Here is a 26285-nt window from a genome sequence, read left to right on the forward strand (position 1 = left end):
CGCAATTCTCGGCGGGTCTCACAGAAATGGACTGATTTGTCCGCTTTTTTCTTGCGCAGGTCAGAGATGGGGGCGACAGCGCGTCGACGAGAGGCGGTTTCAGGTCAGCGGAACCGTGCCAAGCGACGGCCCGGACAGGATCCGGGGCCGCTTGGGGTCGGCGTTGTCGACCACCACGAGCGCCTTCTGGCGGGGCGCGACCTCGCGGCGATAGATCAGTTGGCCGTCGAAGTAGCGGCGCTGCACCGGGTCGTCCGGGTCCTCTTCAAGCCCGTCGCGGGTGACCATGCGGGTGAACCGCACCGAGTACGGCGCCTCCACCCACACCACCGCGTTCCACCACTCAGCGAGGCCGGGGTGCTGCATGAACAGCCCGTCGGCGAGCAGCGTCACCTGGTCGCCCACCCCGACCGAGCGGGTGTCGGGCAGCAGCTCGTCAGACTCCAGGTCGTGGTGCCGCAGAGTGACCACGCGGTCGCCGCCAGGGCCGAGCGGCTTCAACACCTTCTCGATGAACGCCTCATGGTCGAACGAGTCCTCCCAGAAGCCACGCGGGCTCGTGCGTCCCTGGCGGTACCGGTGGTCGCGCGGGTGGTGGAAGTCGTCCATGCTCACTTCGACCACGTCGCGGCCGCGGCAGCGGAGCTCGGCGCCGAGCTCTTTGCGCAGCGTGGTCTTGCCAGAGGCATCAGGGCCGTCGATCGCGATCAGCACGGGCGCGCCCTCGGGCCGAGGGAGCGAATCGGCGACGGTGCCGATGACCTTCTGGCGGCGATCCATGGCTACCCGGTGGCGACCAGTTCCCGAATCGCGGAGGTGAAGAACGCGAGCCCGTCAGTGCCGCGCCTGCCGTTCAGGCGCGAGTCCGGGCCGAACCCGGGCTCCACGGCATGCTCGGGGTGAGGCATGAGGCCCACGACGTTGCCGCGTCCATTGGTGATGCCGGCGATGTCGCGCCGGGATCCGTTGGGGTTCCAGCCCACGTACCGGAACGTCACCAGCCCCTCGCCTTCGAGCTCGTCGAGAGTGTGCTCGTCGGCGACGTACTGGCCGTCCTGGTTCTTGAGCGGAATGGTGATCTCTTGACCCGCCGCGTAGTCGCTGGTCCACGCGGTCGAGGCATTCTCGACGCGCAGCACCTGGTCGCGACAGACGAAGTGCAGGTGCTCGTTCTTGATCATGGAGCCAGGCAGCAGGTGCACTTCGGTGAGGACCTGGAAGCCGTTGCAGATGCCGAGCACCGGCATGCCGCCGCGGGCCGCGTCGACCACGCGTTCCATGATGGGTGAGAAGCGCGAGATGGCGCCGGCTCGCAGGTAGTCCCCGTAGCTGAAGCCACCGGGCAGCACCACGGCGTCGACTCCCTGAAGGTCCGCGTCCGTGTGGAAGAGGTTGACGGCCTCGCCGTCGGCGAGTCGCACAGCGCGCGCGGCGTCGCGGTCATCGAGCGAACCGGGGAAGGTGACGACGCCGATGCGGGCCATCAGTCGACGACCTCCACGGCCACCACGTCTTCGATGACGGGGTTGCTCAGCATCGTCGTCGCGGCTTCGCGGGCTTGAGCCATCACCTCGTCGGTGACCTCGCCGTCGACCTGGAGCTCGAACCGCTTGCCCTGGCGCACCGAGGCGAAGCCTTCGAATCCGAGGCGCGGCAGCGCGGCCCCGACGGCCTTGCCCTGGGGGTCGAGAATCTCGGGCTTGGGCATCACGTGAACGACGATCGTGGGCATAGAGGCATCCTATCCGGCGACGGTGCGCGCCCACACATGGCAGGCGCGCACCGGGAGCACCGTTGACGGGTGAACTACGCCGCCGCGCCCTCGAGCGAGCCCGTGATCTCCTCGCCGGTGCCGCCGACCACCAGGCAGGCGATCTGGCGGTCGCCGAGGTCCCACGAGGCAGACGTGGGCGACATCGCCGAGATGTAGTACTGCGACTCCTCGTAGGTCAGGCCGATGAAGCCTTCGAACTCCTGATAGCAGACCTCGTCCGCCTGAGTCACGATGTCTGAGGAGAACTCCTCGTCGGCCACGTTCTCGGTGTGGTAGACCTCGCCGAAGTGCGGCTCGGCACAGTCGACCACGGGCAGTTCGCCGACCTCCTGGTCACCCTCGTCCGCCACGGCAGGATCGGAGATGCACTCGCCGACGGAGACCTGAAGCTCCTCCACGGTGGCGCCTCCCAGGAGAGAGCAGCCGGACAGGGACGAGACGGCGAGCGCCGCGATGGCGATGGGCGCGAATGAGACGCGCATGAGAATCCCCCTTCAAAACGTTTCGATGAGCGGCGCCATGCTAGCAGTACCAGGCGTATCAGCACGCCCACCAGTACTCGAGCTCGCTCACTGTGAGCCACGTCTCGAGGTCCCCGCTCCTGGACGTCCAATGGGCGAAGCCGCCCTCGTAGAGGCTCAGCGTGCCGATGTCGTCGCCCGGCCCCGGCTCCACCACCGCCGGGACCACCACCGCCGGGACTGCCTCGGCCGGAACGACGGCCGATGCGCGGGAGAAGCCGAGCGACGCGGTCGCCAACGCGCGGGGATCATTGGGAAAGTCGTCGAGGTTGGACGGGGTGAAGGGGTGCCACTGGTCACCCTCATACGTGAGCACCTCGTTGCCGCATGCGGGGTAGTACTCGACGTCCACCACGGTCTCGATCCACTCGCCCGGCACCCCGAGGTCGAGTTCGCTGTCCCACTCCACGGGTCCCGGGGTGCCACCGCCGCTCGCGCACCCACCCAGCACCAGTGCTGCCGTGACGGACAGGCTCGTCCACGCGCGCATCGTCCTCATGCCATCACGACGCCTGGCAGCACGAAACCGTTGGGGCGCCGACTACGCTGGCAGGCGCGCGTCTGCCACCGGGCCGCGTCGACAACAGAAGGGGGCTGCCGTGCTGGAGTTCGCGCTCGACGCTCCCGACCTCCTCGACTCGGCCCTCGAGACCCTGCGCACCGTGTTCGAGTACATCGGCACGGTGGCCTTCGCCATTTCGGGCGCCGTGGCTGCTGGCCGCAAGCGCATGGACCTGGTGGGCGCCGTGGTGCTCGCGTGCATGGTCGCCGTCGGCGGCGGAACGCTTCGCGACATCCTGCTCGACGTGCCCGTGTTCTGGATGGAGAGCCCCAGCTTCCTGCTCGTCGGCGCCGCGACGGGACTCGCGGTCGCCCTGCTGGCGCGGTGGCACCCACCCGACCGCCTGGGCAGGTACCGGATCGTGCAGATCTCCGACGCCGCCGGCCTCGCGGTCTTCGTGGTCGTGGGCACCGGGGTCGCGATCGACGCGGGCGCGGGCACCGTGACGGCCGCCGTCATGGGCATCATCACTGGCGTCGGCGGCGGCATCATTCGCGACATGCTGGCGAACGACGTTCCCGACGTGCTGCGCAACGGCCAGTTCTACGCAACGGCGGCGCTGGCCGGCGCGAGCGTCTACGCGCTGCTCATCGAGGCCGGCGTCACGCGGCTGGTGGTGATCTGGGTGCCCATCGTCGTCGTCCTGGCCGTGCGGTTGGCCTCGCTCAAGTTCGGCTGGGGCGTGCCCACCATCGGCGGAAAGCCGGTGGACCTCACTGCTCACGACGACGAGGCCGGAGACGGCCAGCGCTAGCGCACGCGGCGCCCTACGACTTGGCCAGGCGGTCGTACGCCTCCAGGTAGCGCTGGCGAGTGCGCTCGACGACGTCGTCTGGCAGCGCGGGCGGCGGGGCGTCGCCTCCTTTGTCCCATCCGGACTCGGGCGACGTGAGCCAGTCGCGCACGAACTGCTTGTCGAAGCTCGGCTGCGAGCGACCCGGCTCCCAGGTGTCCGCGGGCCAGAAGCGACTCGAATCGGGAGTCAGCACCTCGTCCCCCAGCACGATCGTGCCGTCCGCGTCGCGGCCGAACTCCACCTTGGTGTCCGCGAGGATGATGCCCTTCGCGGCCGCGACCTCGTGCGCGCGGGTGTAGATCGCAAGAGTCAGGTCACGGAGCGTCTCCGCGTCAGCGCGGCCGACGCTCTCGACCACCGCCTCGAAGCTCACGTTCTCGTCGTGCTCGCCGACGTCGGCCTTGGTCGCCGGCGTGAAGATGGGTTCGGGCAGGCGCGATCCGTCGACGAGCCCCTCGGGAAGCGCGATGCCGCAGACGGTGCCGGTCTCGCGGTACTCCGCGAGTCCGGAACCGGTGAGGTACCCGCGCGCCACGCACTCCACGGGGAACATGTCGAGCCGCCGGCACACCATCGCGCGACCGGCCACCTCGTCGGGCACGGGAGCCTCGATGGTGTGGTCCGGAACGATGTCGCCCATCTGGTCGAACCACCACAGGCTGAGCGCCGTCAGCACACCACCTTTGCCGGGAATCTCGGTGGGGAGCACCCAGTCGTACGCGCTGATGCGGTCGCTCGCCACCACCAGCACCACATCGCCGCGCGGGTGCGGCTCGACCGGCTCGTAGAGGTCGCGCACCTTGCCCGAGTAGACGTGACGCCAAGCCGGGAGGTCCAGCGCCGTCGGCGGGACGACGTGGCCGGGCATCAGGCGCCGGCCGCTTCGCCGACCGAGGCCGCGAGCGCGATATCCGTGCGGTGATGCGAGCCCGGCAGGCCGATGCGGTCGAGAGCGTCGTAGGCCGTCGCCCTGGCATCGGCGAGGGTCGCGCCCGTTCCCACGACGGACAGCACGCGGCCGCCCGAGGCGACCAGCGCACCGTTCTCGTCCCACGACGTTCCCGCGTGAAGCACGTGAGCACCGTCGACGGAGTCCGCAGACTCCGTGCCCGTGATCGGGTCGCCACTGCGTGCCTGCTCGGGGTAGCCGTGCGCGGCAAGCACCACGGTCACCGCTGCGTCGTCGCGCCACTCGAGCGGCGGGAGCTCCGCGAGGCGGCCCTCGGCCGCGGCCAGGAGGACGCCGCTCAGCGGGGTGACGAGCCGGGCGAGCACCGATTGCGTCTCGGGGTCACCGAACCGGGCGTTGAACTCGACCACGCGCATGCCGGCCGAGGTCATCGCGAGGCCGCAGTAGAGCACGCCCTGGAAGGGGGTGCCTCGGCGGGCCATCTCGTCGACGGTGGGCTGTGCGACCGTGCGCACCACCTCGTCGACGAGACCAGGCGGAGCCCATGGCAGCGGCGAGTACGCGCCCATGCCGCCGGTGTTGAGACCTTCGTCGCCGTTGTAGGCGCGCTTGAAGTCCTGGGCGGGCTGCAGCGGCATCACGGTGGAGCCGTCGCACAGGCAGAAGAGCGACACCTCGGGGCCGTCGAGGAAGTCCTCGACCACGATCACGCCGCCCGCATCGAGGATCGCTGCGCCGTGCTCGGTGGCGGCGGTCAGATCCTCAGTGACCACCACACCCTTGCCTGCGGCGAGTCCATCGTCCTTGACCACGTACGGAGCGCCGAAGTCTCCGAGCGCGGCGGCGAGCTCGGCGCGAGTGCGGCACACGCGGGGCTCCGCGGTGGGGACGTGCGCGGCGGCCATGACGTCCTTCGCAAATGCCTTCGAACCCTCGAGCATCGCGGCCTCCGCGGAGGGGCCGAAGCACGGGATGCCCACTTCGCGCACCGCATCGGCGACGCCCGCGACGAGGGGCGCCTCGGGTCCGACGACCACGAGGTCGGCCCTCACGTTCACGGCGAGCGTGGCGATCGCCTCACCGTCATTTGGATCCTGCGAGTGCAGCGTCGCCAGCTGGCCGATGCCTGGATTGCCGGGAACGGCGTGCAGCTCCTCGACGTGGGGGTCCAGGTGGAGGGAGCGGGCGAGCGCATGCTCACGGGCTCCTGAGCCGACGATCAGTACCTTCACGCGAGCGAGTCTAGCGACGGGCGCGTTCGTCAACCTTCGATCACCCCGATGAACAGGCGCACCTCGTCGTCGTCGATCCGGATCATGCCCCACCGGTGGCCCAGGTCGCCGCCTCCACTGTGCCATTCAGAGGCGTCGGGACTGCTCTGGTCCCAGCCCTCCGCTTGCATCACTTCGTGGATCTGTTCGACCACTGCGTCGGAGTCGTCGGACTCGTAGATGACGTGGACCGAGCCGAGGCGAGCACCGAGCGTGTCGGCGAACAGCGTTCCGTAGTGCTCGTCGAGGTGAACGTCGTCGCCGATCGCCAGGAACGGCTGGGCGAGCTCACGCTCGACCGCGATGGTGGCGCGAAGCATGAGGTGCGCCACAAGAGCCCAGACGCCGACGATCAGGAGCACGCCAGTGGCCACCAGTGCCGCGATCCTCACGCCATGCGACGGCGACCTCATGGCGCCAAGTGTAGCGACGGCGCTCGGGACGCTCCTCGGTCGTGCGAGGTCGTCAGTTCTCCACACCTGTCACGTCAGCGGCCGGCGAGCATGTCCTTCTCGGGCATTCTAGGAATTCCTAGAATGCCCGAAGCCACCACCGTCACCCCAGGACGGCTCGGAAGCGCACGGCAAGAGGCGGAGGCGGGCATGGCGCCACGACCCGTCACGACTGCGGAGGACCTCGCTGAACAGATCGAGGCTCACGCCGATCTCCAGCGGGTGCTCACCGCACTCGCCCACCCCGCGCGCCGATTCCTGCTCGACCTGCTCATCCCTGGTGGGACCACCGCCGGAGACCTTGCCGCATCAGTAGCCGTCAACTTCGGCATTTCGACGAAGCGTGGCTCGCAGCACCTCCAAGTGCTCGCCGACGCAGGGCTCGTCGACGTTGACGCTGACGGCCCTCGGCGCCACTACCGGCTCCGACCGGGCGGATCAGACGCGGTGATCGAGTGGCTCGCGCAACTCGAGTAGTGCGCCACTCCCCGCGGGCGTGCAGCAGGTAGTGGTTGACGATGTTCTCCTCGCGGCCCGGGCTACGACACCTTTGCGCAAGCGAAGCAGAAACGCCCGGCGCACATGATCCGGATCTCGGGCGTCAAGCTGGGGGCTCATAGCCCGTCCACTCCGGATGCTCGGCCCACTCCTCGTACGAGACCATGTGCTTACCGTCCATTACGCGCAACTCGTAGGCGTAACCGGGCCAACCGAGTTCATGCAGCGCCAACAGCAGGTCGCCCCGCATCACCGTGTTGCTGCGGGCCTCGGGCACGACAAAGAACGATCGGTGGGCCAGTTTGTGGAGGTCCAGCGCCCACCATTGCGCTACTCCGTTGGGCGCGACGGTCGACCACGAAGACAGAACATCGATATGTTCCGTCGGCAACGCAAGATGGACCGTGTCGGCAACACCATCGAGAAGCGTCACCGGGTAGCGGGCGAATCGCATGCGATCCTTCGCGGTGAGGTGACGTTCGATCGCGGCTTTCGCAGCGCCGCTAAAGACTTGACTGACCCCTACGAAGTTTGGCCACGGCGGCAGTAATCGCGAAGAGACGTGAAAGACGAGATCCTCCGCGGGGATAGAGAAGGTCTTCAATGCAATCGACGCTGACCTCAGTGCGCTGCTTCCTCCTGCAGTGGCAGCGCGAGATTCAACAGTGGGATCGTGGGCAAACACTCCATAGAGGCAGTGATCGATGATGGCATCGATCGCGATCGTTCCATCAGAGTTCATGGTCGGCAATTCAAGTACTCCGCAAGAACGATCGAAGGGTCGGCGGGGCCAGCGGAACCACCACCCGACCCCTCGACGGGCAGGCACCACGGTCGGACTCATGTTGGTGCCGCGATGCGCTACCAGCGTTACGCCGGAGGCTCATAGCCCGTCCACTCCGGATGCTCGGCCCATTCGTCGTACGAGACCATGTGCTTGCCGTCCATCACCCGCAGCTCGTACACGTAACCCGGCCAGCCGAGCTCATGGAGGGCGAGAACGAGATCGCCCCTCATCACAGTGGTTCTTCCGGCCTCGGGAACCGGGAAGAACGCGCGGTCGCGCAACTTCGACAGATCCAGCGCCCACCATCGCGCGACGCCGTTGGGGTCGACGGTCGACCAGGGCGAGAGGACGTCGATGTGCTCGGCCGGCAGAGCCACATGAACCTCGTCGGTGATCCCACCTGCAAGCGTGACGGTGTACTCGAAAAATCGAATCCGATCAGCAGGACCGAGATGACCGTCGATGACATCCCTGCCAGCGCGTGAGAATGCGGTCGGTACGCGCAAGAAGTACGGCCAGGGCGGCAGCGACTCCTCATCGAAGGTGAACATGAGCTCGACCGAAGGCGCGTCCAGACGCCTTTGAGCCCGCCTGTACTCATCACCGGCCGGCCGGCCCGAGGCCGAGGTGGCGGTCGAGCGTCTGATCGGATCGAACGCCATCGCCTTGTACAACATGTGGGGCTTCACCCGGTCAAGGTCCAACAGGTCGCTCGAACTCACCTGCGGCACTCCCAGTAGTTCTTCAGCACGATGGACGGGTCCTCCAGTATGACCGAGGTGATGGACGTCGCGAAGAGTTCGGCGAACAGCGCATCGTCGCGGGCTTCAGACCGTCGGCTCATAGCCCGTCCACTCCGGATGCTCGGCCCATTCAGCGTATGGCACCCGACGCGTGCCGCTCATGACCGGAAGTCGCTCCGCGTACCCGGGCCAGCCCAGTTGTCGCAGAGCGATGATCACATCTCCTCGAAGCGCCACGTCGCCCACCCCTGGCGGATAGAAGAAGAACGCTCTGCCGGCCAGCTTGCTCAGATCGATGCCCGAGTACTTTCCTACTTTGCCGTCGGAGAGCGATGCAGTCAGTCCCCATGCAATATCGACGAACTCGGAACTGTAGGCGACGTGAACCACGTCGTCGCACCCGGCAAGCGCAACGGGATAGGTCTCGAAGAAGATCGCGTCCTCAGCCCGGAGGAACCCTTCGAGCACTGTGCGCGCGGCGCTGGAGAAGACTCCCCGAACGTCGCGGAAGTACGGCCACGGTGGCACCTCAATGGCGTCCACGGTGAACGCGAGGTGCTTGACCGGCGGCGTATGACGAATGCGCGCACGCGACACGAGACGGCGCGCGGGCTCTCCCGAAGCGGCCTCCACGCTGGAGTCTCGAGTGTCGAAGGAGAACGCGCGGTAGAACAGGTGCGGGACCACGTCGCTCATCGAAAGAAGATCGGACATCAGCGGCGACATCTCCAGTACTCCGTCAGGACGATCGAGGTGTCGTCGACGTGTCGAGCAACGTCGCGGGCTTCAGACAGTCGGCTCATAGCCCGTCCACTCCGGATGCTCGGCCCACTCCTCGTACGAGACCATGTGCTTGCCGTCCATCACTCGCAGCTCGTACGCGTAACCCGGCCAGCCGAGCTCGTGAAGAGCAAGGAGAAGGTCGCCACGCATCACGGGATGCACTCGCGCCTCGGGAACGATGAAGAATGCCCTGTGCCGCAGCTTGGACAATTCCAGGGCCCACCACATGGCCACTCCGTGTGGTGCCACGGTAGAGTGCGGAGAAAGTACATCAATCCATTCGGTTGAATACGCTAAATTGGCTACCTCTATGGGCCCGTCTGCCATCTCTATGGTGCGCTCGAAATATGCAATGCGGTCTTGCGCGCTCAGGTAGCCTTCGATCGTCTCCCGCGCTGAATCCGAGAACAAGGTCGTCGCGCCTACGACGTATATCCACGGAGGCAATTCGCTGCTCTGATACGAGAAAGCGACATCGGGCGGCTCTGCACCGAATGTCCGCTCGGCACGATAGACGTCGCGTCCGGTACCAGAAGTGAAAGCGCCCCGGATCGGCTCCTCCAGGGAGAAGGTGCCGTAGAGCAGATGTGGAACGATGTCTGGGATATCTAGAAGGTCGTGCATTAGCGTCGGCATCTCCAATAGGCTCCCAGGACGATTGACGGATCGGTCCGAATGACGTCGGATATTCTAGTCCGGAACAACTCCCTGAACACTTCCTCGCTTCCATTCGCATCGTCATCGATCATTTGCAGATTCTGTAAGACCCACTGGTGATACTCGGCGGGATGAGGCCCCTCATGGGGAATCACTATAATGTTGAGGCCGTCGTCTATGCCCATGGAGTATGAGTCGATGACGGACCGCATACGGTTCACCAACTCGACCTTGGCTAGGTTACTGGCATTCGCGTGCCGGGTCACGATGTGATGGCGCTCGTAAGTGTTCTCCAGCCCATCTTGTCGCAAGAGCTGGTCGAGTTTCTCGTCGCGCACCGACGTGTCGATACGGCCGTCGTCGTCGAGCAGCAGGTCACCGTTCGCGTCGAGGAACATGCAGTTGGTGGGTGGTTTGCTTCCCGCTCGGCTGGCCTGCGGCTCCCACTCTCCGTCCTCGAGGACGTAGATCTCGATCTCCCGCGGCTCGCCGGGGATGCCGTCACAGGACCACGCCTCGGTACCGTCGAAGCACGTGAAGCGGGGCCGCAGCGGCTTCGGGTCCCAAGGCTTGTCGGGTGTCGAGTAAGCAGTGGGCGAGTTGACCGCTCCGTCGTAGTCCGCCGCCGTGGGCTGACCTGGGTTGAGCCAAGCGTCGTCAGCGTTCTCTGTGCACCAGGTCGCCGGTCCGCTCAGTAACACGAAGCAATCCGCGCTGGGGTCCACATCGGCGTCGAGAGGCGCGTCGGGGTCGACGGCCATGTCCTGGATGATGGCGATGATCGTCCCGATCGAGACGATGCTGGCCAGCCCCTTCAGCGCAACGCCTAGCCCTTCTGAGTTGCAGGTGAGCCAGAAGTCACCGGCAGTCGACCGAGTCCGAGGATTCGCCCGCAAGTAAGGCGCGAACCTGCCGCACGCCGCGGTGTCATTGAGTTGCATTGCAGCACTGGTCGAGGTGGACGCCGCTTCGATGGCAAGAGCTCGGGCGGACATCGAGGCTGGTGGCTGAGTCAGCGCCACCAGCGCATAGCGGGCAAGGTCGTCCACGAGCGATTCGATGTCGCCGCTGTACGCGAAGGTGGTGGCACGGGCAGGGACCCTCCCGCTGTACTCGCCTCCGCCCGCGTATCCACCACTCGAAACCACCGCCTCATACACAGCGATGGTGCCTTCGGGCACCCCCGTGAAGGGGCCGCAGAACGTCTGGTAGTCGCGGGAACACTCGCTCACCAGCCTCCCTTTCGAGATGCTGAAGACACTGAGTTCGTACCCACTCAGTGGAGCGGAAGTCTCAGCGATGAGACGGAAACGCGCGTCTCCAAACCCCGTCGATCCGTCGCGGACCGCGTCGAACGCTGTGATGACGCCGGGCCATCCCGCATGAGTCACGGTGACTGACCCGAGGCTCTGGTCAGGCACGCCCGACTGAGTCAGCTTCGCCGTGAACGTCACAGTCTGGTCTTCTGGAATCTCCCTACGCAGAGTGAGGACGCAGGCATTCTGGCTCACGCCATGGCACCAGTGTTTCGTGGTGCGGGTCCCCGTAGACAGGTGGAGGTCGGCCACTGACGACGTGGGGGCACTGAAGGTGAACGTGAGATTCACGTACGGGTCAGTAGAGTCCACGGTCGTGGTGTCCACCGTGAACGACAGTCCCTGGACCGGTGAGGCCTCTGCTGCAGCTGACGAAGCGAACCCAGCAGTAAGCATGAGCACCGCAGCCGAGACAGCTGCAACAGCCGCACGAATCGATGGCACGGGTCCCCCTCGAGGTCAATCACGATGCCATCGCAGAACGCATGCCAGCGCGAGCCGCGCGATCACCGGGCCGAAACGCCGTGACAGTGATCGAGTGGCTCGCGCAGCTCGAGTAGGGCCCTACTCCCCGCGAGCGTGCAGCAGGTCGTGGTTGACGATGATCTCGTCCCGTCCAGGTCCCACGCCGATCGCGCTGATGCGGCAGTTCGAGACCTTCTCCAACGCGAGCACGTAGTCCTGCGCCGTCTGCGGCAGGTCAGCGAACTCGCGCGCACCCGAGATGTCCTCGGTCCAGCCCGGCAGGTACTCGTAGACCGGCGTCGCCGCGGCGAAAGCGGCCTGATCCTGCGGGAGCTCCTCGTAGCGCTTGCCGTCCACGTCGTACGCGACGCACACCGGAATCTGCTCCAGGCCCGTGAGCACGTCCAGCTTGGTGAGGACGAAGTCGGTGAGGCCGTTGATGCGCGCCGAGTAGCGCGCGATGACCGCGTCGTACCACCCGCATCGGCGCGGACGCCCCGTGGTGGTGCCGAACTCGTGGCCCACCTGGGCCAAGTGCTCGCCGTCGGCGTCGAACAGCTCCGTGGGCATCGGCCCCTCGCCCACCCGCGTCGTGTAGGCCTTGACGATGCCGATCACCGAGTCGATGCGCGTAGGCCCCACGCCGGAGCCTGTCGAGGCGCCGCCGGCCGTCGCGTTCGAGCTGGTGACGAACGGGTACGTGCCATGGTCGACGTCCAGCATGGTCGCCTGGCCGCCCTCGAACAGCACGGTCTCGCCGCGGTCGAGGGCCTGGTTCAGCACCAGCGAGGTGTCGGTGACCATGGGCGCGAGCCGCTCGCGGTATTGGAGCAGCTCGTCGGCGACCTCGTCGACGGTGATGGCGCGGCGGTTGTAGACCTTCACGAGCAGGTGGTTCTTCTGCTCGAGCGCGCCCTCGATCTTGTCGCGCAGGAGCTGCTCGTCGAACAGATCGCCCATCCGGATTCCCAGGCGGTTGATCTTGTCCGCGTAGGCAGGGCCGATGCCGCGGCCGGTCGTCCCGATCTTGCGCTTGCCCAGGAACCTCTCGGTGACGTTGTCGAGGGTGCGCGCGTACGGCGCGATGATGTGGGCCGCATTGGAGATGAGCAGCTTCGAGGGGTCCACGCCCCGCTCGATGAGCGCGTCGATCTCACTGAACAGCACCGCGATGTCCACGACGACGCCGTTGCCGATCACCGGCGTGACACCCGGCGTGAGGATGCCGGACGGCAGCAGGTGCAACGCGAACTTCTGGTCGCCGATCACCACCGTGTGACCGGCGTTGTTGCCGCCGTTGAACTTCACCACATAGTCGACGCGGCTTCCCAGCACGTCCGTGGCCTTGCCTTTGCCTTCGTCGCCCCACTGGGCACCGACGATCACTACACCGGGCACGTGGCCCTCCCCTCACCCCGGATCCATGCCGGGGGCTTGGTACTGGTGGGGCGAGTGCCCCACCTGATTATCCACACCTACGTAGCGAAGCCCCGGGTGTCTGTCGACTCCCGGGGCTTCGCCTGACGCGGAACTGTCAGATCTTCTTGCCGGCGGAGCCGAGCTGCTGGCACGCCTCGACCACACGGGCCGCCATGCCTGCCTCGGCGAGCTTGCCCCAGGCGCGCGGGTCGTAGGCCTTCTTGTTGCCCCAGTCGCCGTCGACCTTGAGGACGCCGTCGTAGTTCTTCATCATGTGGTCGACCACGGGACGCGTGTACGCGTACTGCGTGTCCGTGTCGATGTTCATCTTGATGACGCCGTGGCTGACTGCCTCGGAGATCTCCTCGGCCGTCGAGCCGGAGCCGCCGTGGAACACGAGGTCGAAGGGCTTGTCCTTGCCGACCTTCGCGCCGACCTCGGCCTGGATCTTGCCCAGGAGCTCGGGGCGCAGCTTCACCGAGCCCGGCTTGTAGGAGCCGTGCACGTTGCCGAAGGTGAGGGCCGTCAGGTAGCGACCCTTCTCACCGGTGCCGAGAGCCTCGACGGTCTTGAGGCCGTCTTCGGTGGTCGTGTAGAGCTTGTCGTTGATCTCTGCGGTGTGACCGTCCTCCTCGCCACCCACGACGCCGATCTCGACCTCGAGGATGGTCCTGGCGGCCTGCGAGAGCTCGAGGAGCTCTGCCGCGAGCGACAGGTTCTGGTCCATCGGAACCGGCGAGCCGTCCCACATGTGCGACTGGAAGATGGGCTCGAGGCCGTTCTTCACGCGCTCGGTCGACGCGGCCAGCAGGGGGCGCAGCCATGAGTCGACGTAGTCGGGGTGGCAGTGGTCCGTGTGGAGCGCGATGGTCACGCCATAGGAGTCAGCGACCTCGCGAGCGTAGGCGGCGAGCGCCAGCGAACCGATGACCTGGTCCTTGATGGTGGAGCCGGACGCATACTGTCCGCCGCCCACCGAGACCTGGATGATGCCGTCGGACTCGGCCTCCGCAAAGCCCTGGATGGCCGCGGTGATCGTCGACGAGGACGTGATGTTGATGGCCGGGAACGCGTACGCGCCGCTCTTGGCGGCGTCGAGCATTGCGTTGTAGGACTCTGGGTTGGCGAGTGCCATGCGTCTCTCCTGAAGTTGTGCGGACTGAACCACCGTCCATTCTGTCAGATTTCGGGACCGCACGACATGGGCCCGGGGTCCCGGGCGGTGGTCAGGCCGCAGGCTCCGTGAGGATGACGCGCGCCGCGGGCAGTCCCAGCGTGAGGAGGGTGCCTGCGATGGAGAGGTCGACGGTGCCTGCGACGGAGCGGCGCGCCACGACCTCGACCACCGCGCCGATGTCGATCCCGACGTCCCGCAGATGACGCAGCAGCTCGGGGTCGTCGTCGGAGACGCGCGCGACGCGTACCCGCTCACCCTCGGCGACCGACGCCAGATCGGTCTGCTCCTCGGCCGGGAGGGAGCCATCGGCCGCGGGGATGGGGTCCCCGTGCGGGTCGTGCGTCGGCTCGCCGAGGCGGGTCGCGAGCCGTTCCACGAACTCGTCGGACACGGCGTGCTCGAGCACCTCCGCCTCGTCGTGCACCTCGTCCCACTCGTACCCGAGGTAGTCGACCAGGAACGTCTCGATGAGCCGATGCTTGCGCACGGTCGCGAGCGCGATCGTGCGGCCCGCATCGGTCAGGTCGACGCTTCCGTAGCGCTCGTGCGTGAGCAGACCGCGCGCGGTGAGCTTGCGCACGATCTCGGAGACCGAGGATGGTGACAGGCCGAGCCGAGCGGACAGCGCGGAGACAGTGACGGGCGCGTCGGACCACTCGCCGGCGTTCCAGACGGCCTTGAGGTAGTCCTCGATGGTGGTCTCCGTGGCCATGGTTCCCTCTCCGTCAGCCTTCGCCCTCGAGCATAGTGACGGCGGCAGCGAGATCGTCCTTGACTAGGTCTCGATGCGGCTGCTCGGTACGGCCTCCTGGCGCCCGCCCGGCTCATCGCCGTCCAACTGCGCTAGACGCGAGCGGGCGAATGCCACCTCTGACGGATTGTGGGTCAACGCTGCCGCACGTTCCCACGCCTGTCTGGCCTCGGCCGTGCGCCCCAGTCTGCCAAGCAGGTGCCCCCGCGCCGCGTGACGCAGGTGAAAGGTGTCGAGTCCGGGCACCCCATCGATGGCGGCAAGCCCTGTGACGGGGCCCTCCGACTCCGCGACCGCGACGGCACGATTGAGGGCCACCACCGGGCTCGGGGCCATTCGCATGAGCAGGTCATACAGCCGGACGATGCGGTCCCATCGGGCGGCGCCAGACGCGTGCTCGGCCGCTATGAGAGCCTGCACCTGCCACGGTCCGAGCTGACGCTGCGCCATGGCCATGGCCAGCACGCGATGCCCTTTGGCGATCATGCCGTGGTCCCAGTTCGCCCGATCCTGCTCGGCGAGAGGCACGAGCACCCCGTCGGCGTCGACGCGCGCCGCCTCCCGCGAGCGGTGAAACAGTTGCAGCGCAAGCAAGCCCCCCAGCTCGGGCTCTCCTGGCAAAGCGTCGGCGGCAGTCGCCGTCAGCCGGATCGCCTGGTCCGCAAGCTGCGCCCGCGTGAGCGTGCCGGCGTCCGCGGTGCTGGCGAGATACCCCTCGTTGAAGATCAGTGAGAGCACCGTGGCCAGGGTCTCGGCACGCTCGGACAGATCCGCAGGGATCACCAGCGGAATGCGCGCCGCCCTGATCTTGCGCTTGGCGCGGACGATGCGCTGCGCGATCGTCGCCTCTGGCACCAGATAGGCCGCGGCGATCTCGGCAGTGGTGAGTCCGCCCACGAGGCGGAGCGTCAGCGCCACCTGAACATCCCGTGCGAGGGCTGGGTGGCAGCAGAGCAGCATCAGCCGCAGTTGCTCGTCGCCGACCTCGGTGAACTCTTCGATGGGGCGGCAGTCGTCATCTTCTGCTGGGGCAAGCCCCAGCAGCGGAGCGGAAGCCGATGCGCGCCGTTGCGCGCTCTGAGCGCGCCTCCACCGGTCGATCGCACTATTGCGAGCCACGGTGTAGAGCCACGCCGCGGGGTTGTCGGGCACACCGCCCGTGGTCCACGCTGTGGCCGCTCTGAGGTAGGCGTCCTGGATGCTCTCCTCCGCCAGATCCAGGTCATGGACGCGGTCAGCGAGGAGGGCGAGGATCCTCCCGCCCTCCTCGCGCGCGACGCGTGTGAGCGCATCGGCCGCAGTCGGTGACGTCGTCACATGAACGCCGACACGTCCATGATCGGCCGCACCTCGACGGCGCCCTCGCCGACCGGGAGCTTGCGGGCCCACTCGATCGCATCGTCGAGCGTGTCGACGTCGATGAGGTAGAAGCCGCCGAGGTGCTCCTTGAGCTCCACGAACGGCCCGTCGAGCACCTGCGTGGCGCCGTCCTTGTGACGCACGGTGGTCGCGGTCTCGGTCGGCAGCAGCGCCTCGCCCGCGACGAGTGCCCCAGCGGCCGTCAGTTCCTCGTTGTAGTCGGCCCAACCCTTCATGTACTCATCGAACTCTGGGTCACCCGGCTCGGGCGACGGCAACGTGGGGTCAGAAGCGATGATCAACAGGTAGCGCAAATCGGTCTCCTTGGATGTACGAGCCCGGGCCAGCCCCGAGTCTCACCCTGATGACGCAGCAGTGAGGCCACATCGACACCCCTGGCGTCACGTTGCCGTGTGTCCCGCGGCCACGTCTCCATGCTGACGTATCCACGTGTGCATCGCGATGGCGGCCGCGGCGCCCGCGTTGATCGATCGGGTCGACCCGTACTGCCCGATCGCGAGCGTCGCCTCCGCCGCCTCGCGCATCGGACCGGTGAGCCCGGTCGACTCCTGCCCGAACACCAGGACGCATGCCTGAGGCAGCGCGGCGGTCTCGAGGGGAACCGAGCCCGGCAGATTGTCGATGCCAATCACCGGCAGCCCCTCGCGTTCCGCCCACCCGACGAAATCCTCCACGCTGCCGTGGTGGCGCACGTGCTGATAGCGGTCGGTCACCATGGCGCCTCGGCGATTCCAGCGCCGACGTCCGACGATGTGCACCTCGTTGGCGAGGAAGGCGTTCGCGGTGCGGACCACGGAGCCGATGTTGAAGTCGTGCTGCCAGTTCTCGATCGCCACGTGGAACGGATGCCGCCGCTCGTCGAGGTCCGCGACGATGGCGTCGTGCCGCCAGTAGCGATACGCGTCCACCACATTGCGTCGGTCGCCGTCGCGCAGCAGTTCGGGATCGAGTCGAGGGTCCGAGGGCCACGCCCCTTCGCCACCTGGAAAGGGTCCGACGCCGTGGTCGGGGGCACTGTCGCCCGGCTGCTCGCTCACCTCGCCAGGCTAGTGGTCAGGGACCCAGGCGACGGCGCCCTCGTCCTGAATGCGCCACCTGTCCCACACGAACGATGGGATGCCGGCGCGCACGGCCTCCAGGGTCCGCAGCGCATGGATGATCCAGTCGACGTCGAGCACTGGCACCATGCTCGCAGCGACGAGATTGCCGTTCTCGATGGTGATGCAGCCCACGTCATGCGGAGCGTCGAGCAGTGCCGCGACCACCGCGGGGGTAAGAACGGCGTGCGCGTAGTCCGGGTCATCCGTGCCCACCCTCCACCGCTCGTTGAACGCATGTGACTCCACGATGACGTCGTGCGCGCCGCTCTCGAGGGCCTCGGCGCCCAGGAAGGCCGCGAGGGCTCCGTCCGGTGAGAGCGCGATCTGCGGAGTGGTCTGCGGGAGCGGCACAGACGCCACCCGCCAGCGACGGACGTGCTCATCCGTGCTGCCGGGCCGGAGGACCAGTTCCAGCGTGAACGCCACGAACTCCCCTGCAGGGCTGGACCCCGTGATCACGTCGAAGACGCGCTGAGCGTCTCCCATTCCGAAGGGCGGAGCCGTGATGCCCAGGAGCCATGAGTCGCCGGTGGGTCGGTAGCGCCATCCCCTCGCGGCGGCGTCCCTCGCGAGCGTCCCCTCCTGGACGTGGATGCGCCGCAGACCCGCGAAGAAGCCGCGGCGGTGCAGCACGATCAGCGCCGTCACTGCCGCGACGGGAACCGCCACGAAGAAGAGGAAGGCGGTGAGCGCGAGGATCGCTCTCATGGAGGTCGCGTCAGAACTGAACGTCAGGCGCCTGGCGCGCTGCCGGGTCCTCGGTCTCGAAGTATTCCTCGCGGGTGAAGGAGAACATCCCGGCGATCACGTTGACGGGGAAAGTCTCGATCTTGGTGTTGAGGGCGCGCACGTTCGCGTTGTAGAACCGTCGCGCGGCCGCGACTCGGTCCTCGGTGTTCGTGAGCTCCTGCTGGAGCTGCATGAAGTTCTGGTCCGCCTTCAGGTCCGGGTACGCCTCCGCGACGGCGAACAGCCGGCCGAGCGCCTGAGTCAGCACGTTCTCCTGCTGCGCCTGCTCTGCGGGAGTCGAGCCAGGAGCGGCGGCGATCGTGCGCGCCTGTGTGACCGCCTCGAGGGTCTCGCGCTCGTGCTTCGCGTAGCCCTTGACAGTCTCGACGAGGTTGGGGATCAGATCGTGGCGCCGCTGCAGCTCGACGTCGATCTGACGCCAGGCCTCCTGAACGAGATTCCTGAGCCTGACGAGGGCGTTGTACTGCGCGATCGCCCAGATGACGATGATGACGACGATCGCGCCGAGCGCGATGAAGAACCACTCCATGGAGAAACCCCCGTATCGATGGCGGGACGCGCCCGCCGTTGGCCCCGAGCCTATCGACGTTGCCCACAGGGCACTAGCCGCCCTCGGCCTCAGCGCAGCTGCTGCCAGTCCTCGATGCCGTCGCCATCCGCGTCGATGCCGATGCCGGTGTAGCGGCGCGACGTCAGCGCGCCGGGCTCGAGCGCCCACGCCGGGCCGGTCAGCGGTCGCGTGGCGGCGTCGCCGCGTCGCACGTGGTGACCACGCTCCGTGTACTCACGGATCACATGGGCCGGGATCCGTCGGGCGATGCCCGACACCACGTTGAGGCGCCGCGCCAAGCCTTCCGCGCCCTGCCGGCCCGTCTGCCAGACGTAGACGGCGCCTCCCTCGATCCGCACCGCGAGGCCCTCGACATCCGCGGCGAGGAGGCGCTCGATCATGCGCGGATCGATGACCGCGTGCCCGTACCTCGCGTCGTCGCACAGCACCCGCCAGCGCCGATTGAACTCGTGGGACTCGACGTCGATGTCCCGCCCGCCGAGCAGCGTCGCCACGGTCGCCGGCAGGTTCTGGGGCACGATGTCGAGGCGTGGCAGGGCGATCGGCAGCTCCGCGAGTGTCACCTGGTATGCCTGCACCGTCGGCGGGGAGTCGCGGTCAGGCCTGACCTCGAACACCTGGGCGAAGGTCGCACACCGCTGCCCGTTGAACGTGCCACGGACCACGGCCTCCTGCCGGCGGGAGGTGCCCTCGGCGAACGGGAAGGACGCGAAACGCGAGTCGTACTCGAAGGCCCTTGCGAGGTACTCCCAGCCGTGGGCCTCGGCGAACTCCTGGTACTCGTCGTGCAGGTGCCGCGCCCGGACGGCGTCGTAGATCGACCACGTCGCGCCACCCACCACGGCGAGCGCGGCCAGCGCGAGCACCCAGGTGGCGGCGTCGCCGACCAGGATCACTCCTCCGGCGATCATCGCGATGACGATCCCGGTCCAGCGCCCGTGGAGGTGGCGGATCATGGCGACACCCTACTCGCGGCTCGTGCGCGCGGGAAGGCGCCGAGAATCAGGACAGGCCGAGATCCTCGAGGCCGAAGAGCGACAGGTACGGCAGTCCCTCTGCCTCGATGCGCTCGCGAGCGCCGGTGTCACGGTCGACGATCACCGCGACCGCGGCGACGGTCGCGCCCGCGGCCCTGATCGCCTCGACGGCGGTGAGCACCGACCCGCCCGTGGTGGAGGTGTCCTCGACGGCCACGACGGTGCGGCCTGCGATGTCGGGGCCCTCGATGCGGCGCTGCAGCCCGTGCGCCTTGTTCTCCTTGCGCACGACGAATGCGTCCAGGTCGAGCCCCCGCGACGCGGCGGCGTGCACCAGTGCGGTCGCGACGGGGTCGGCGCCCAGGGTGAGGCCGCCCACGGCGTCGATGTCTGCCGGGCCGAACCCCGCCACCTCGAGGTGGTCGAGCAGCACGTGGCCGACGAGCGGAGCCGCGCGGTGGTGAAGGGTGATGCGTCGCAGGTCGACGTAGTAGTCGGCCTCCTTGCCGGAGGCGAGGGTGATGTGGCCGTGCACCACGGCGAGGTCGGTGATGAGGTCGCGCAGCTGCTCGCGCGGTGTGCCGGTGGTCATGCGGTCAGAGTACCGGCGTCGCCGACGTGCGGCCGATGCGCGGGCCGTGACGAGGGGAGGTTCAGCCGCGGCGCAGCGAGCCCGAGCGACGCGTGGCCGACTTGGGCAGCATCCGCAGCAGTCCCACGCCTGCGGCATAGCGCAGACTCGGCGTCACGACGACGGCTTTGCGACGCACGCCCGCGAGCGCGGCCTCGACCACGGCCTCCGATGAGATCCATGCCGCATCGGGGTACTCGCTCTTCATGTACTCGAGATCGGGACCATCGTGGAACTCGGTGCGCACCAGGCCCGGCAGCACCGCGGTGGCGGAGACTCCGGTGCCGTGCAGCTGGCCGGCGAGCGCCTCGGTGAAGTCCCGCACCCATCGCTTGTGCGCCGCATACGTGCTGTTGCCGAGATGCGCGGCTACGGAGGAGACGTTGAGAATCGCGCCGTGACCACGGACCGTCATGGACTTCGCCGCGACCTGGGACAGTCGCAGCGGCGCCGTCACCAGCACGTCCAGGGCCGCCTTCTCCTCTTCCCACGTGGTCGACAGGATGCCGCGGCCCAGTCCGTAGCCCGCGTTGTTGACCAGCAGGCTCACCGGCTCATCCTCCGAGGCGAGCCGTTCGGCGACCGCCTCCTGCCCGTCCTCGGTCGCGAGGTCGGCAACGAGCACCTCGGCGCGCACGCCGGCGGCGCCGCGGATGGTGTCGGCGAGTTCGGAGAGTCGGTCGCGGTCGCGAGCCACGAGCACGACGTCGTGTCGTGCCGTCGCCAGCTGCCAGGCGAATTCCTCGCCCAGCCCCCTGCTCGCTCCGGTGATCAGTGCGGTAGCCATGCTTCCCAGCGTACGCCGGACGCCGGTGACGGATTCGCGGTGTCGCGAGGCACGCGCATCGGCCGCACCCCTCCCGGTAGCGTGGAGCCATGCGTCTCGCCACCTGGAATGTGAACTCCGTCCGCGCCCGCTCCGACCGCGTCGTGGACTGGCTCCAGCGCTCGGACACCGACGTGCTGGCGATGCAGGAGATCAAGTGCAAGCCCGAGCAGTTCCCGCTCGCGGCGTTCGAAGCCGCGGGGTACGAGGTCGCGCTGCACGGCCTGAACCAGTGGAATGGCGTCGCCATCGCGTCGCGCGTGGGGCTGTCCGACGTCGTGACCCAGTTCCCGGGGCAGCCCGCCTTCGGGAAGCCCGACGCCGAACCGCTGGTCGAGGCCCGCGCCATCGGCGCCACAGCGGGTGGCGTGCGCGTCTGGAGCCTGTACGTGCCCAACGGTCGCGGCCTCACCGACCCGCACTACGCGTACAAGCTCGCGTTCCTGAATGCGCTGCGGGAAGCCGCCGCCGAGTGGAAGGACGCGCCGACCGCGCTGGCGGGCGACTGGAACGTCGCCCCCACCTCCGAGGACATCTGGTCAGAGGAGGACGCGGACGCCGCCACGCACGTATCGGCGGCTGCTCGCGAGGCCTTCGCCTCGTTCGCCGACGCCGGCTACGTCGAACTGTCACGGCGCCACCTGCCGGAGCCGCACACCTATACCTTCTGGGACTACCAGCAGCTGCGGTTCCCGCGCGGCGAGGGCATGCGCATCGACTTCATCTACGGGTCGCAGCCACTCGCGGACATCACCACCGGCGTCACGATTGTGCGCGACGAGCGCAAGGGCAAGGGCGCGTCCGATCACGTGCCGGTCGTCGCCGAGATCGACGTGCCGTGAGCAGCGACTTCGCTCCGCCGCCGGGGCCCGGCCGGGCTCCGGAGCCGACGTCATCGCGCGGCAGCGCCTCCGGCTCGGCCGATGCGCCAGACAGCCCGCGCCGTCGCAGCCTGCTGCGCTCGGGTGGGGGAGTCGCCCTCGCCGCCTGGATCGCCATTGGCGCGGGACTCGCGCTCCTGGTCGGCATCTCCTGGTCGGCGGCTCTCGCATGGTCGGACCGCGAGCTCGCCACCGCGGACATCGGCGCGACGGGCGACCTGCACCCCCTGCAGCTGGTGCCGGGCATGTGCCTGGACGGCGTGGGCGACGATGGCGCCGTCGGCGACGCCGCCGTCGTGCCCTGCGACGCGCCCCATAGGGCGGAGGTGTTCACCTCGGTGATGTTCTCCGTCGCCAAGTTTCCCGGTGAGGACGAGATCGGCGCGGAGTCGCTCGAGCTGTGCGGCGACCGCATCGAAGGGCTGCTCCCGGACGGCTCGTCGTGGGTCGCGTGGGCGCCGTCGGAGGCGTCCTGGGCGCGGGGCGACCGAGTCGCGCTGTGCATCGCCGTGTTCGACTCTCCCCGCGAGGAGCCGCTCAGCCCCGCCGGCATCGACGCCGCGGAGGGCGACGAGCCCGTGAACGACGGCCAGGACGCCTGAGCGGAGTCGGGTCAGCGCCGAGAGCTCTGCGAGCGTCGACGGGCCCGCGCGCTGCTATGCAGCGGTGATGCGGCCGGGAATCGCGGCGGGCTCACGGGCGGAGATCGCGGCGTGCACTGCGGTGTCCCCCACCGCCGCCAGCCACTCGAGAAGATTCGCGGGAGCCGCCGGATTGCCCGCGATGGTGGCGCGGATCTCGGGATGCGAGTAGGCGATGCTCGCCAGTTCCTGAGGGCTCGCGCTCGGGTTCGCGGCACGGGCGCGCAGCATGCCGTGCGCTCTCTCCTCGCGGATGGCCCCCTGCTCGAGCGGCGGCACGAACGCCGGTGAGCGACGCACTCGCGCAGTGGGCTCGGGGGCGGCGGCCGGGCGACGGAATCGGGAGATCGCGTCGCGCATCAGCACGCCGAGGATGACGACCGGTACGACCGGCACGACCCACAGCAGAGGTGGGTAGCGGACGTCCTCGATCCTGGCCAGAAGTGCGGCGGACCCGACGAACGCTGCGGCGCCGATGGCAAACGTCGCGCGTGACATCGAGGTGAGTTCCACCCCTGGTAGGAGCGAGGACGCCACGATGGCCAAGAATAGGAAAGCAGTGATGACTAGGACGAACTCCTCCGCCGACCAGTACATCGCTTTCCTCCCGGGCCGAGTGGCGGGAAGAGCGCAAACTCTCCCGACCTCGTCACCGAGCCTGGCATCGTCGCCGCGGCGCCGGTATCCCCCGTTGTGGGGGGTCAAGGTGAACATCAGGTAAACGACGTTCGCGCGGCGGCGGTGCCCCTCGCCACACCACAGCGCTATCGTGGGCACGTCGCACGGTGATGAGGGGAGCGTGAGATGGAGGCGCAGCGTCGGATCGCGCTGGTGGAGGACCACGCCCTCATCGCACGCGGCTTCAGCGACTTGATCGCGCAGGCCCCCGATCTCGACCTCGTGGCCGCCGTGGGATCCGTCGCGGAGCTGTGCGGAATCGACCCGCCGCCCACGCTCGTCGTCCTCGACCTCAGGCTCGCAGACGGCTCCCATCCCGCCGCCAACATCGCGGCGATCCACGCCCTGGGCGCCTATGTGCTGATCCACACCGGCGGCGAGGACCGGGCCCTCGTGCAGGCCGCCGCCCGATCCGGTGCGCTGGGCCTGGTCCGCAAGTCGTCCGACCCTGCCACTCTGCTGACCGCGATCCGCCGCGCCGTGCGTGGCGAGGCGGTCTTCAACACGGACTGGGCCTCCGCGATCGACTCCGATGCAGAGCTGGCGAACGCGAAGCTCTCGGAGCGGGAGCAGACCGTGCTCAGCATGTACGCCTCGGGCGAGACCGCCGCCTCGGTCGCCTCCGAGCTCGGCATCACTCGCGACACCGTCACGGACTACGTCAAGGCGATACGCCGCAAGTACGGCAGCGTGGGGCGCCCTGCGACATCACGCGTCGACCTCTATCGGCGCGCCGTCGAGGACGGCATTCTCGAGTGACCACCGACGTCCATTCCGCCCGGGAGCGCATGGAGCGTGTGGTCTACACCGCGTCCGGCATCGGAGCGATCGTGTTCGGCGCGCTCCTCGTGACGGGACCCAGCGGGTTCGTGGAGCAGCGCACGCAGCTCCTGCCCTGGTTCTGGTCCCTGTCCTGGACGTTCGCCGTGCTGATCCCCATGTCGCTGATCCTCGTCACCCGCATCTCCGTGACGGCGGCACGGATGGTGGCTCGCGCCGCCGTCATCGGGTTCGTGGCTTCGCAGTTGCTGTGGGTGCCGGCGATGACGGTGCCCACGCTCGCGGAGTCTGGCGACCCGTGGCTGCAGGGCATCAATGCCCTGCCGTCGACTCTCGCGGTGGTCGCGTGGCGCACGCGCTGGGCGTGGTCGGTGCCCCTGATGCAGGGGCCGATCGTGGCCATCGTGCAGATCCAGGCAAGCTCGTCTCCAGCTCTCGACGCGGTCCTGAACGGCCTCGGCGCGACGCTGTTCTGCTCGATCCTCGCGGGCACGGCGATGGCCGTGGTGCGCGCCGCCGACCTTCAGGACGATGCGGCGGAACGCGCACGGGCGCAGGCATCGATCGACGCTCGGCGGCGCACCAGGGAACGGGAGCTGGGGCGCATCGACGCCATCGTCCACGACGACATCATGTCCGTGCTGGTGACCGCGTCACGGGCGGAGACCCCGCCCACGCTCGCCGTGCAGGCGAAGCGTGCCCTCGATGCCGTCACGGAGATCGCGTCCCCCGAACGCGACGCTCCCACCGAGTACACGCCGAGCGAAGTCGTCGCGCTGCTGCGCGCCACGGCGAGCGAGGTGGTCCCCGATCTCGACCTCGAGTACGAGCTGCGCGGCGGCGCCAGCGTGCCCGGGGCGGCGGTCGCCGGTCTCGCAGAGGCGCTCGGAGAGGCGCTTCGCAACGCCGTGCGACACGCTGGCGAGGGCGCGACCATCCACGCCACGGCTGCGGTGGATGACGATGCCGTGGTGGTCACGGTCGAGGATGACGGCCGCGGCTTCGACCGGCAGAGCGTGCCTGCGGCGCGGCTAGGCATCCGTGTGAGCATCGAGGATCGGATGTCCGCCGTCGCAGGAGGCGTGGCCTCAATCGCGTCGCGGCCAGGCAGCGGCACCTGGGTCACCCTGATGTGGACGCGCCCATGACCGCCGCCAGGACGCAGACGGCGCTGGAACGCGCCGATGTCAGCCGGCTGCTGTTCCTCGACACGACTCCGGCACGGCTTCTCGTGGTGCTGTTCGTCGTCTCGAACGCCGTGTTCACGGTGGCGACCGCCCACGTCCTCGCCTACCCCAGGGCCGCCTACGTCGCGATGCTGGTAGTGAGCGCCACAGCGGTGCTGCTGGTTCGCACGCACCCGGATCCGTTCCCTGCGCGCGACACCGCGGTCGTGCTCACCGCCGTGGCGCTGTCGAGCGCGATGATGGCCTACGCCCTGCCCGACGAAGGGGACCTCGGCCGAGCGACGTGGCATCTCGGATCCAACACGTGGCTGCTGTTCTTCCTCGCCGTGCGTCGCCGCGCATGGTTCGCCTGGCTGGGCATGGCGCTCATGGCGGCGATCACCGCCGCATGGGGAGCGTCCGCGGGCCGGGGAGCCCTGACCGGCATCACCATGCTCGACACCCACATCGGCATCCTGCTGGTGGGCACGTTGTTCGCCCTCATCCTGCGCCGCACCTCGGCCCGCATCAACGCGCTCAACGAGCGATCCGTGTCCTCGGCTGCCGATGCTGCGGCGACCGATGCGGCCCGCCAGGTGCGCCGGGCTCGTGTCTCCGAACTCGCTGAGGTGGCCGTGCCGCTGCTCGAACAGATCGCGGCAGGCACCGACGCCGACGATCGCATGCGCCGGGAGTTCTCGCTGACGGAGGCGCTGCTACGCGACAGCGTGCGCGGCCGCTCGCTCGCGGTTCCCGCCGTCGTGGACGCCGCCACCCAGGCGCGCCGGCGCGGCGTCGAGGTGACGATCCTCGACGACCGCGGCTCTGCTCCCAGCGACGGCGAGACACTGAGCCGGATGGTCGACGCGACCGTGGCCGGCCTGACGCGTGCGCGCGGCGGTCGGGTGACGGTGCGACTGCTCCCCGAGGGCAGACCCGCCGCCCTGACGATCGTGGCGGCCGACGGCGACGACGTCGAGCGCGTGACGCTCGCGGAGGACGGCTCCCCGACCGAGTGACGC

General features: G+C 68.3%; 33 protein-coding genes. 7 read left to right on the forward strand and 26 right to left on the reverse strand.

Going from position 1 to position 26285, the window contains the following annotated elements:
* Positions 1-99 precede the first annotated feature (99 nt).
* From QQX02_RS05475 to QQX02_RS05495, 5 genes are all read right to left on the reverse strand, one after another.
* Positions 100-780 (reverse strand): nucleoside/nucleotide kinase family protein, encoded by a 681-nt coding sequence (locus QQX02_RS05475; protein ID WP_301141747.1) that lies wholly within the window; start codon positions 778-780, stop codon positions 100-102.
* Positions 781-782: 2 nt separating this feature from the next.
* Positions 783-1484, reverse strand: coding sequence for a phosphoribosylformylglycinamidine synthase subunit PurQ (purQ, locus tag QQX02_RS05480; protein ID WP_301141748.1), 702 nt, complete (start codon positions 1482-1484; stop codon positions 783-785).
* Complete coding sequence (gene purS / locus QQX02_RS05485) at positions 1484-1732, reverse strand: phosphoribosylformylglycinamidine synthase subunit PurS (protein WP_301141749.1); 249 nt, start codon at positions 1730-1732, stop codon at positions 1484-1486. Before purS ends, purQ begins: the two co-directional genes overlap by 1 nt.
* A gap of 74 nt (positions 1733-1806) precedes the next feature.
* Positions 1807-2256 (reverse strand): septum formation family protein, encoded by a 450-nt coding sequence (locus tag QQX02_RS05490; protein WP_301141750.1) that lies wholly within the window; start codon positions 2254-2256, stop codon positions 1807-1809.
* Positions 2257-2314: 58 nt separating this feature from the next.
* On the reverse strand, positions 2315-2794 hold the full coding sequence (locus QQX02_RS05495) for a hypothetical protein (RefSeq protein ID WP_301141751.1): 480 nt from the start codon (positions 2792-2794) through the stop codon (positions 2315-2317).
* Positions 2795-2894: 100 nt separating this feature from the next.
* Between QQX02_RS05495 and QQX02_RS05500 the strand changes: the two genes are divergently transcribed.
* Positions 2895-3611 (forward strand): trimeric intracellular cation channel family protein, encoded by a 717-nt coding sequence (locus QQX02_RS05500; RefSeq protein WP_301141752.1) that lies wholly within the window; start codon positions 2895-2897, stop codon positions 3609-3611.
* 13 nt (positions 3612-3624) lie between these two features.
* Here QQX02_RS05500 and QQX02_RS05505 read toward each other — a convergent pair whose 3' ends face one another.
* The 3 genes from QQX02_RS05505 to QQX02_RS05515 are packed head-to-tail and all read right to left on the reverse strand — an operon-like array spanning position 3625 to position 6247.
* Positions 3625-4521 (reverse strand): phosphoribosylaminoimidazolesuccinocarboxamide synthase, encoded by an 897-nt coding sequence (locus QQX02_RS05505; RefSeq protein WP_301141754.1) that lies wholly within the window; start codon positions 4519-4521, stop codon positions 3625-3627.
* Positions 4521-5795, reverse strand: a complete 1275-nt coding sequence (gene purD / locus QQX02_RS05510) for a phosphoribosylamine--glycine ligase (protein ID WP_301141755.1) — start codon at positions 5793-5795, stop codon at positions 4521-4523. Before purD ends, QQX02_RS05505 begins: the two co-directional genes overlap by 1 nt.
* 29 nt (positions 5796-5824) lie before the next feature.
* On the reverse strand, positions 5825-6247 hold the full coding sequence (locus QQX02_RS05515) for a hypothetical protein (protein ID WP_301141756.1): 423 nt from the start codon (positions 6245-6247) through the stop codon (positions 5825-5827).
* 189 nt (positions 6248-6436) lie between these two features.
* Here QQX02_RS05515 and QQX02_RS05520 point away from each other — a divergent pair, with 189 nt between their 5' ends.
* Positions 6437-6763: an ArsR/SmtB family transcription factor gene (locus QQX02_RS05520; RefSeq protein ID WP_301141757.1), complete on the forward strand. Its 327-nt coding sequence runs from the start codon at positions 6437-6439 to the stop codon at positions 6761-6763.
* 124 nt (positions 6764-6887) lie between these two features.
* Here the strand turns inward: QQX02_RS05520 and QQX02_RS05525 are convergent, their stop codons facing one another.
* The 17 genes from QQX02_RS05525 to QQX02_RS05605 all read right to left on the reverse strand — a co-directional run bounded on the left by QQX02_RS05525 (position 6888) and on the right by QQX02_RS05605 (position 21078).
* Positions 6888-7526, reverse strand: a complete 639-nt coding sequence (locus QQX02_RS05525; protein ID WP_301141758.1) for a hypothetical protein — start codon at positions 7524-7526, stop codon at positions 6888-6890.
* 128 nt (positions 7527-7654) lie between these two features.
* Positions 7655-8122 carry a hypothetical protein gene (locus QQX02_RS05530; RefSeq protein WP_301141759.1) on the reverse strand — a complete coding sequence of 156 codons (468 nt, stop codon included), beginning with the start codon at positions 8120-8122 and terminating at the stop codon, positions 7655-7657.
* A gap of 167 nt (positions 8123-8289) precedes the next feature.
* The gene (locus QQX02_RS05535; RefSeq protein WP_301141760.1) at positions 8290-8415 is read right to left on the reverse strand and encodes a hypothetical protein; all 126 of its coding nucleotides are present in this window, start codon (positions 8413-8415) and stop codon (positions 8290-8292) included.
* Positions 8399-9010: a hypothetical protein gene (locus tag QQX02_RS05540; protein ID WP_301141761.1), complete on the reverse strand. Its 612-nt coding sequence runs from the start codon at positions 9008-9010 to the stop codon at positions 8399-8401. The genes QQX02_RS05535 and QQX02_RS05540 overlap by 17 nt, the downstream gene beginning before the upstream one ends.
* A gap of 90 nt (positions 9011-9100) precedes the next feature.
* Positions 9101-9733, reverse strand: a complete 633-nt coding sequence (locus tag QQX02_RS05545) for a hypothetical protein (protein WP_301141762.1) — start codon at positions 9731-9733, stop codon at positions 9101-9103.
* Positions 9721-11514: an AHH domain-containing protein gene (locus tag QQX02_RS05550; RefSeq protein WP_301141763.1), complete on the reverse strand. Its 1794-nt coding sequence runs from the start codon at positions 11512-11514 to the stop codon at positions 9721-9723. Before QQX02_RS05550 ends, QQX02_RS05545 begins: the two co-directional genes overlap by 13 nt.
* 120 nt (positions 11515-11634) lie before the next feature.
* A complete protein-coding gene (locus tag QQX02_RS05555; protein ID WP_301141764.1) occupies positions 11635-12933 on the reverse strand; it encodes an adenylosuccinate synthase in 1299 nt (432 codons plus the stop codon).
* 136 nt (positions 12934-13069) lie between these two features.
* Positions 13070-14089 (reverse strand): class II fructose-bisphosphate aldolase, encoded by a 1020-nt coding sequence (fbaA, locus tag QQX02_RS05560; protein WP_301141765.1) that lies wholly within the window; start codon positions 14087-14089, stop codon positions 13070-13072.
* 91 nt (positions 14090-14180) lie between these two features.
* On the reverse strand, positions 14181-14843 hold the full coding sequence (locus QQX02_RS05565; protein WP_301141766.1) for a metal-dependent transcriptional regulator: 663 nt from the start codon (positions 14841-14843) through the stop codon (positions 14181-14183).
* Between the two features lie 63 nt (positions 14844-14906).
* Positions 14907-16199 carry an RNA polymerase sigma factor gene (locus QQX02_RS05570; protein WP_301141767.1) on the reverse strand — a complete coding sequence of 431 codons (1293 nt, stop codon included), beginning with the start codon at positions 16197-16199 and terminating at the stop codon, positions 14907-14909.
* Positions 16196-16555 carry a YciI family protein gene (locus tag QQX02_RS05575; protein WP_301141769.1) on the reverse strand — a complete coding sequence of 120 codons (360 nt, stop codon included), beginning with the start codon at positions 16553-16555 and terminating at the stop codon, positions 16196-16198. The genes QQX02_RS05570 and QQX02_RS05575 overlap by 4 nt, the downstream gene beginning before the upstream one ends.
* A gap of 87 nt (positions 16556-16642) precedes the next feature.
* On the reverse strand, positions 16643-17299 hold the full coding sequence (locus tag QQX02_RS05580) for a TrmH family RNA methyltransferase (RefSeq protein ID WP_301141771.1): 657 nt from the start codon (positions 17297-17299) through the stop codon (positions 16643-16645).
* A 9-nt stretch (positions 17300-17308) separates the two neighbouring features.
* A complete protein-coding gene (locus QQX02_RS05585; protein ID WP_301141772.1) occupies positions 17309-18070 on the reverse strand; it encodes a hypothetical protein in 762 nt (253 codons plus the stop codon).
* A 10-nt stretch (positions 18071-18080) separates the two neighbouring features.
* On the reverse strand, positions 18081-18641 hold the full coding sequence (locus QQX02_RS05590) for a LemA family protein (RefSeq protein ID WP_301141773.1): 561 nt from the start codon (positions 18639-18641) through the stop codon (positions 18081-18083).
* Between the two features lie 89 nt (positions 18642-18730).
* Positions 18731-19639 carry a hypothetical protein gene (locus tag QQX02_RS05595; protein WP_301141775.1) on the reverse strand — a complete coding sequence of 303 codons (909 nt, stop codon included), beginning with the start codon at positions 19637-19639 and terminating at the stop codon, positions 18731-18733.
* 46 nt (positions 19640-19685) lie between these two features.
* A complete protein-coding gene (pyrE, locus tag QQX02_RS05600) occupies positions 19686-20252 on the reverse strand; it encodes an orotate phosphoribosyltransferase (RefSeq protein WP_301141776.1) in 567 nt (188 codons plus the stop codon).
* A 61-nt stretch (positions 20253-20313) separates the two neighbouring features.
* Complete coding sequence (locus QQX02_RS05605; RefSeq protein ID WP_301141778.1) at positions 20314-21078, reverse strand: SDR family NAD(P)-dependent oxidoreductase; 765 nt, start codon at positions 21076-21078, stop codon at positions 20314-20316.
* Between the two features lie 89 nt (positions 21079-21167).
* On the opposite strand from QQX02_RS05605, the gene QQX02_RS05610 reads away from it, so the two are divergent.
* Both QQX02_RS05610 and QQX02_RS05615 read left to right on the forward strand, forming a co-directional pair.
* A complete protein-coding gene (locus QQX02_RS05610; protein WP_301141779.1) occupies positions 21168-21959 on the forward strand; it encodes an exodeoxyribonuclease III in 792 nt (263 codons plus the stop codon).
* A complete protein-coding gene (locus QQX02_RS05615) occupies positions 21956-22600 on the forward strand; it encodes a septum formation family protein (RefSeq protein ID WP_301141781.1) in 645 nt (214 codons plus the stop codon). Before QQX02_RS05610 ends, QQX02_RS05615 begins: the two co-directional genes overlap by 4 nt.
* A 54-nt stretch (positions 22601-22654) precedes the next feature.
* Here QQX02_RS05615 and QQX02_RS05620 read toward each other — a convergent pair whose 3' ends face one another.
* Entirely contained in the window at positions 22655-23176 is a 522-nt protein-coding gene (locus tag QQX02_RS05620) for a variant leucine-rich repeat-containing protein (protein ID WP_301141783.1), read from the reverse strand.
* A 267-nt stretch (positions 23177-23443) separates the two neighbouring features.
* Between QQX02_RS05620 and QQX02_RS05625 the strand changes: the two genes are divergently transcribed.
* From QQX02_RS05625 to QQX02_RS05635, 3 genes are read left to right on the forward strand one after another with little or no spacing between them, the layout of a single operon-like run.
* Entirely contained in the window at positions 23444-24076 is a 633-nt protein-coding gene (locus tag QQX02_RS05625; protein ID WP_301141785.1) for a response regulator transcription factor, read from the forward strand.
* Positions 24073-25245, forward strand: coding sequence for an ATP-binding protein (locus QQX02_RS05630; RefSeq protein WP_301141787.1), 1173 nt, complete (start codon positions 24073-24075; stop codon positions 25243-25245). The genes QQX02_RS05625 and QQX02_RS05630 overlap by 4 nt, the downstream gene beginning before the upstream one ends.
* Complete coding sequence (locus QQX02_RS05635; RefSeq protein WP_301141788.1) at positions 25242-26282, forward strand: DUF8320 family protein; 1041 nt, start codon at positions 25242-25244, stop codon at positions 26280-26282. Before QQX02_RS05630 ends, QQX02_RS05635 begins: the two co-directional genes overlap by 4 nt.
* Positions 26283-26285 lie beyond the last annotated feature (3 nt).

This window comes from Demequina muriae (genome assembly GCF_030418295.1).
GTDB lineage: Bacteria > Actinomycetota > Actinomycetes > Actinomycetales > Demequinaceae > Demequina > Demequina muriae.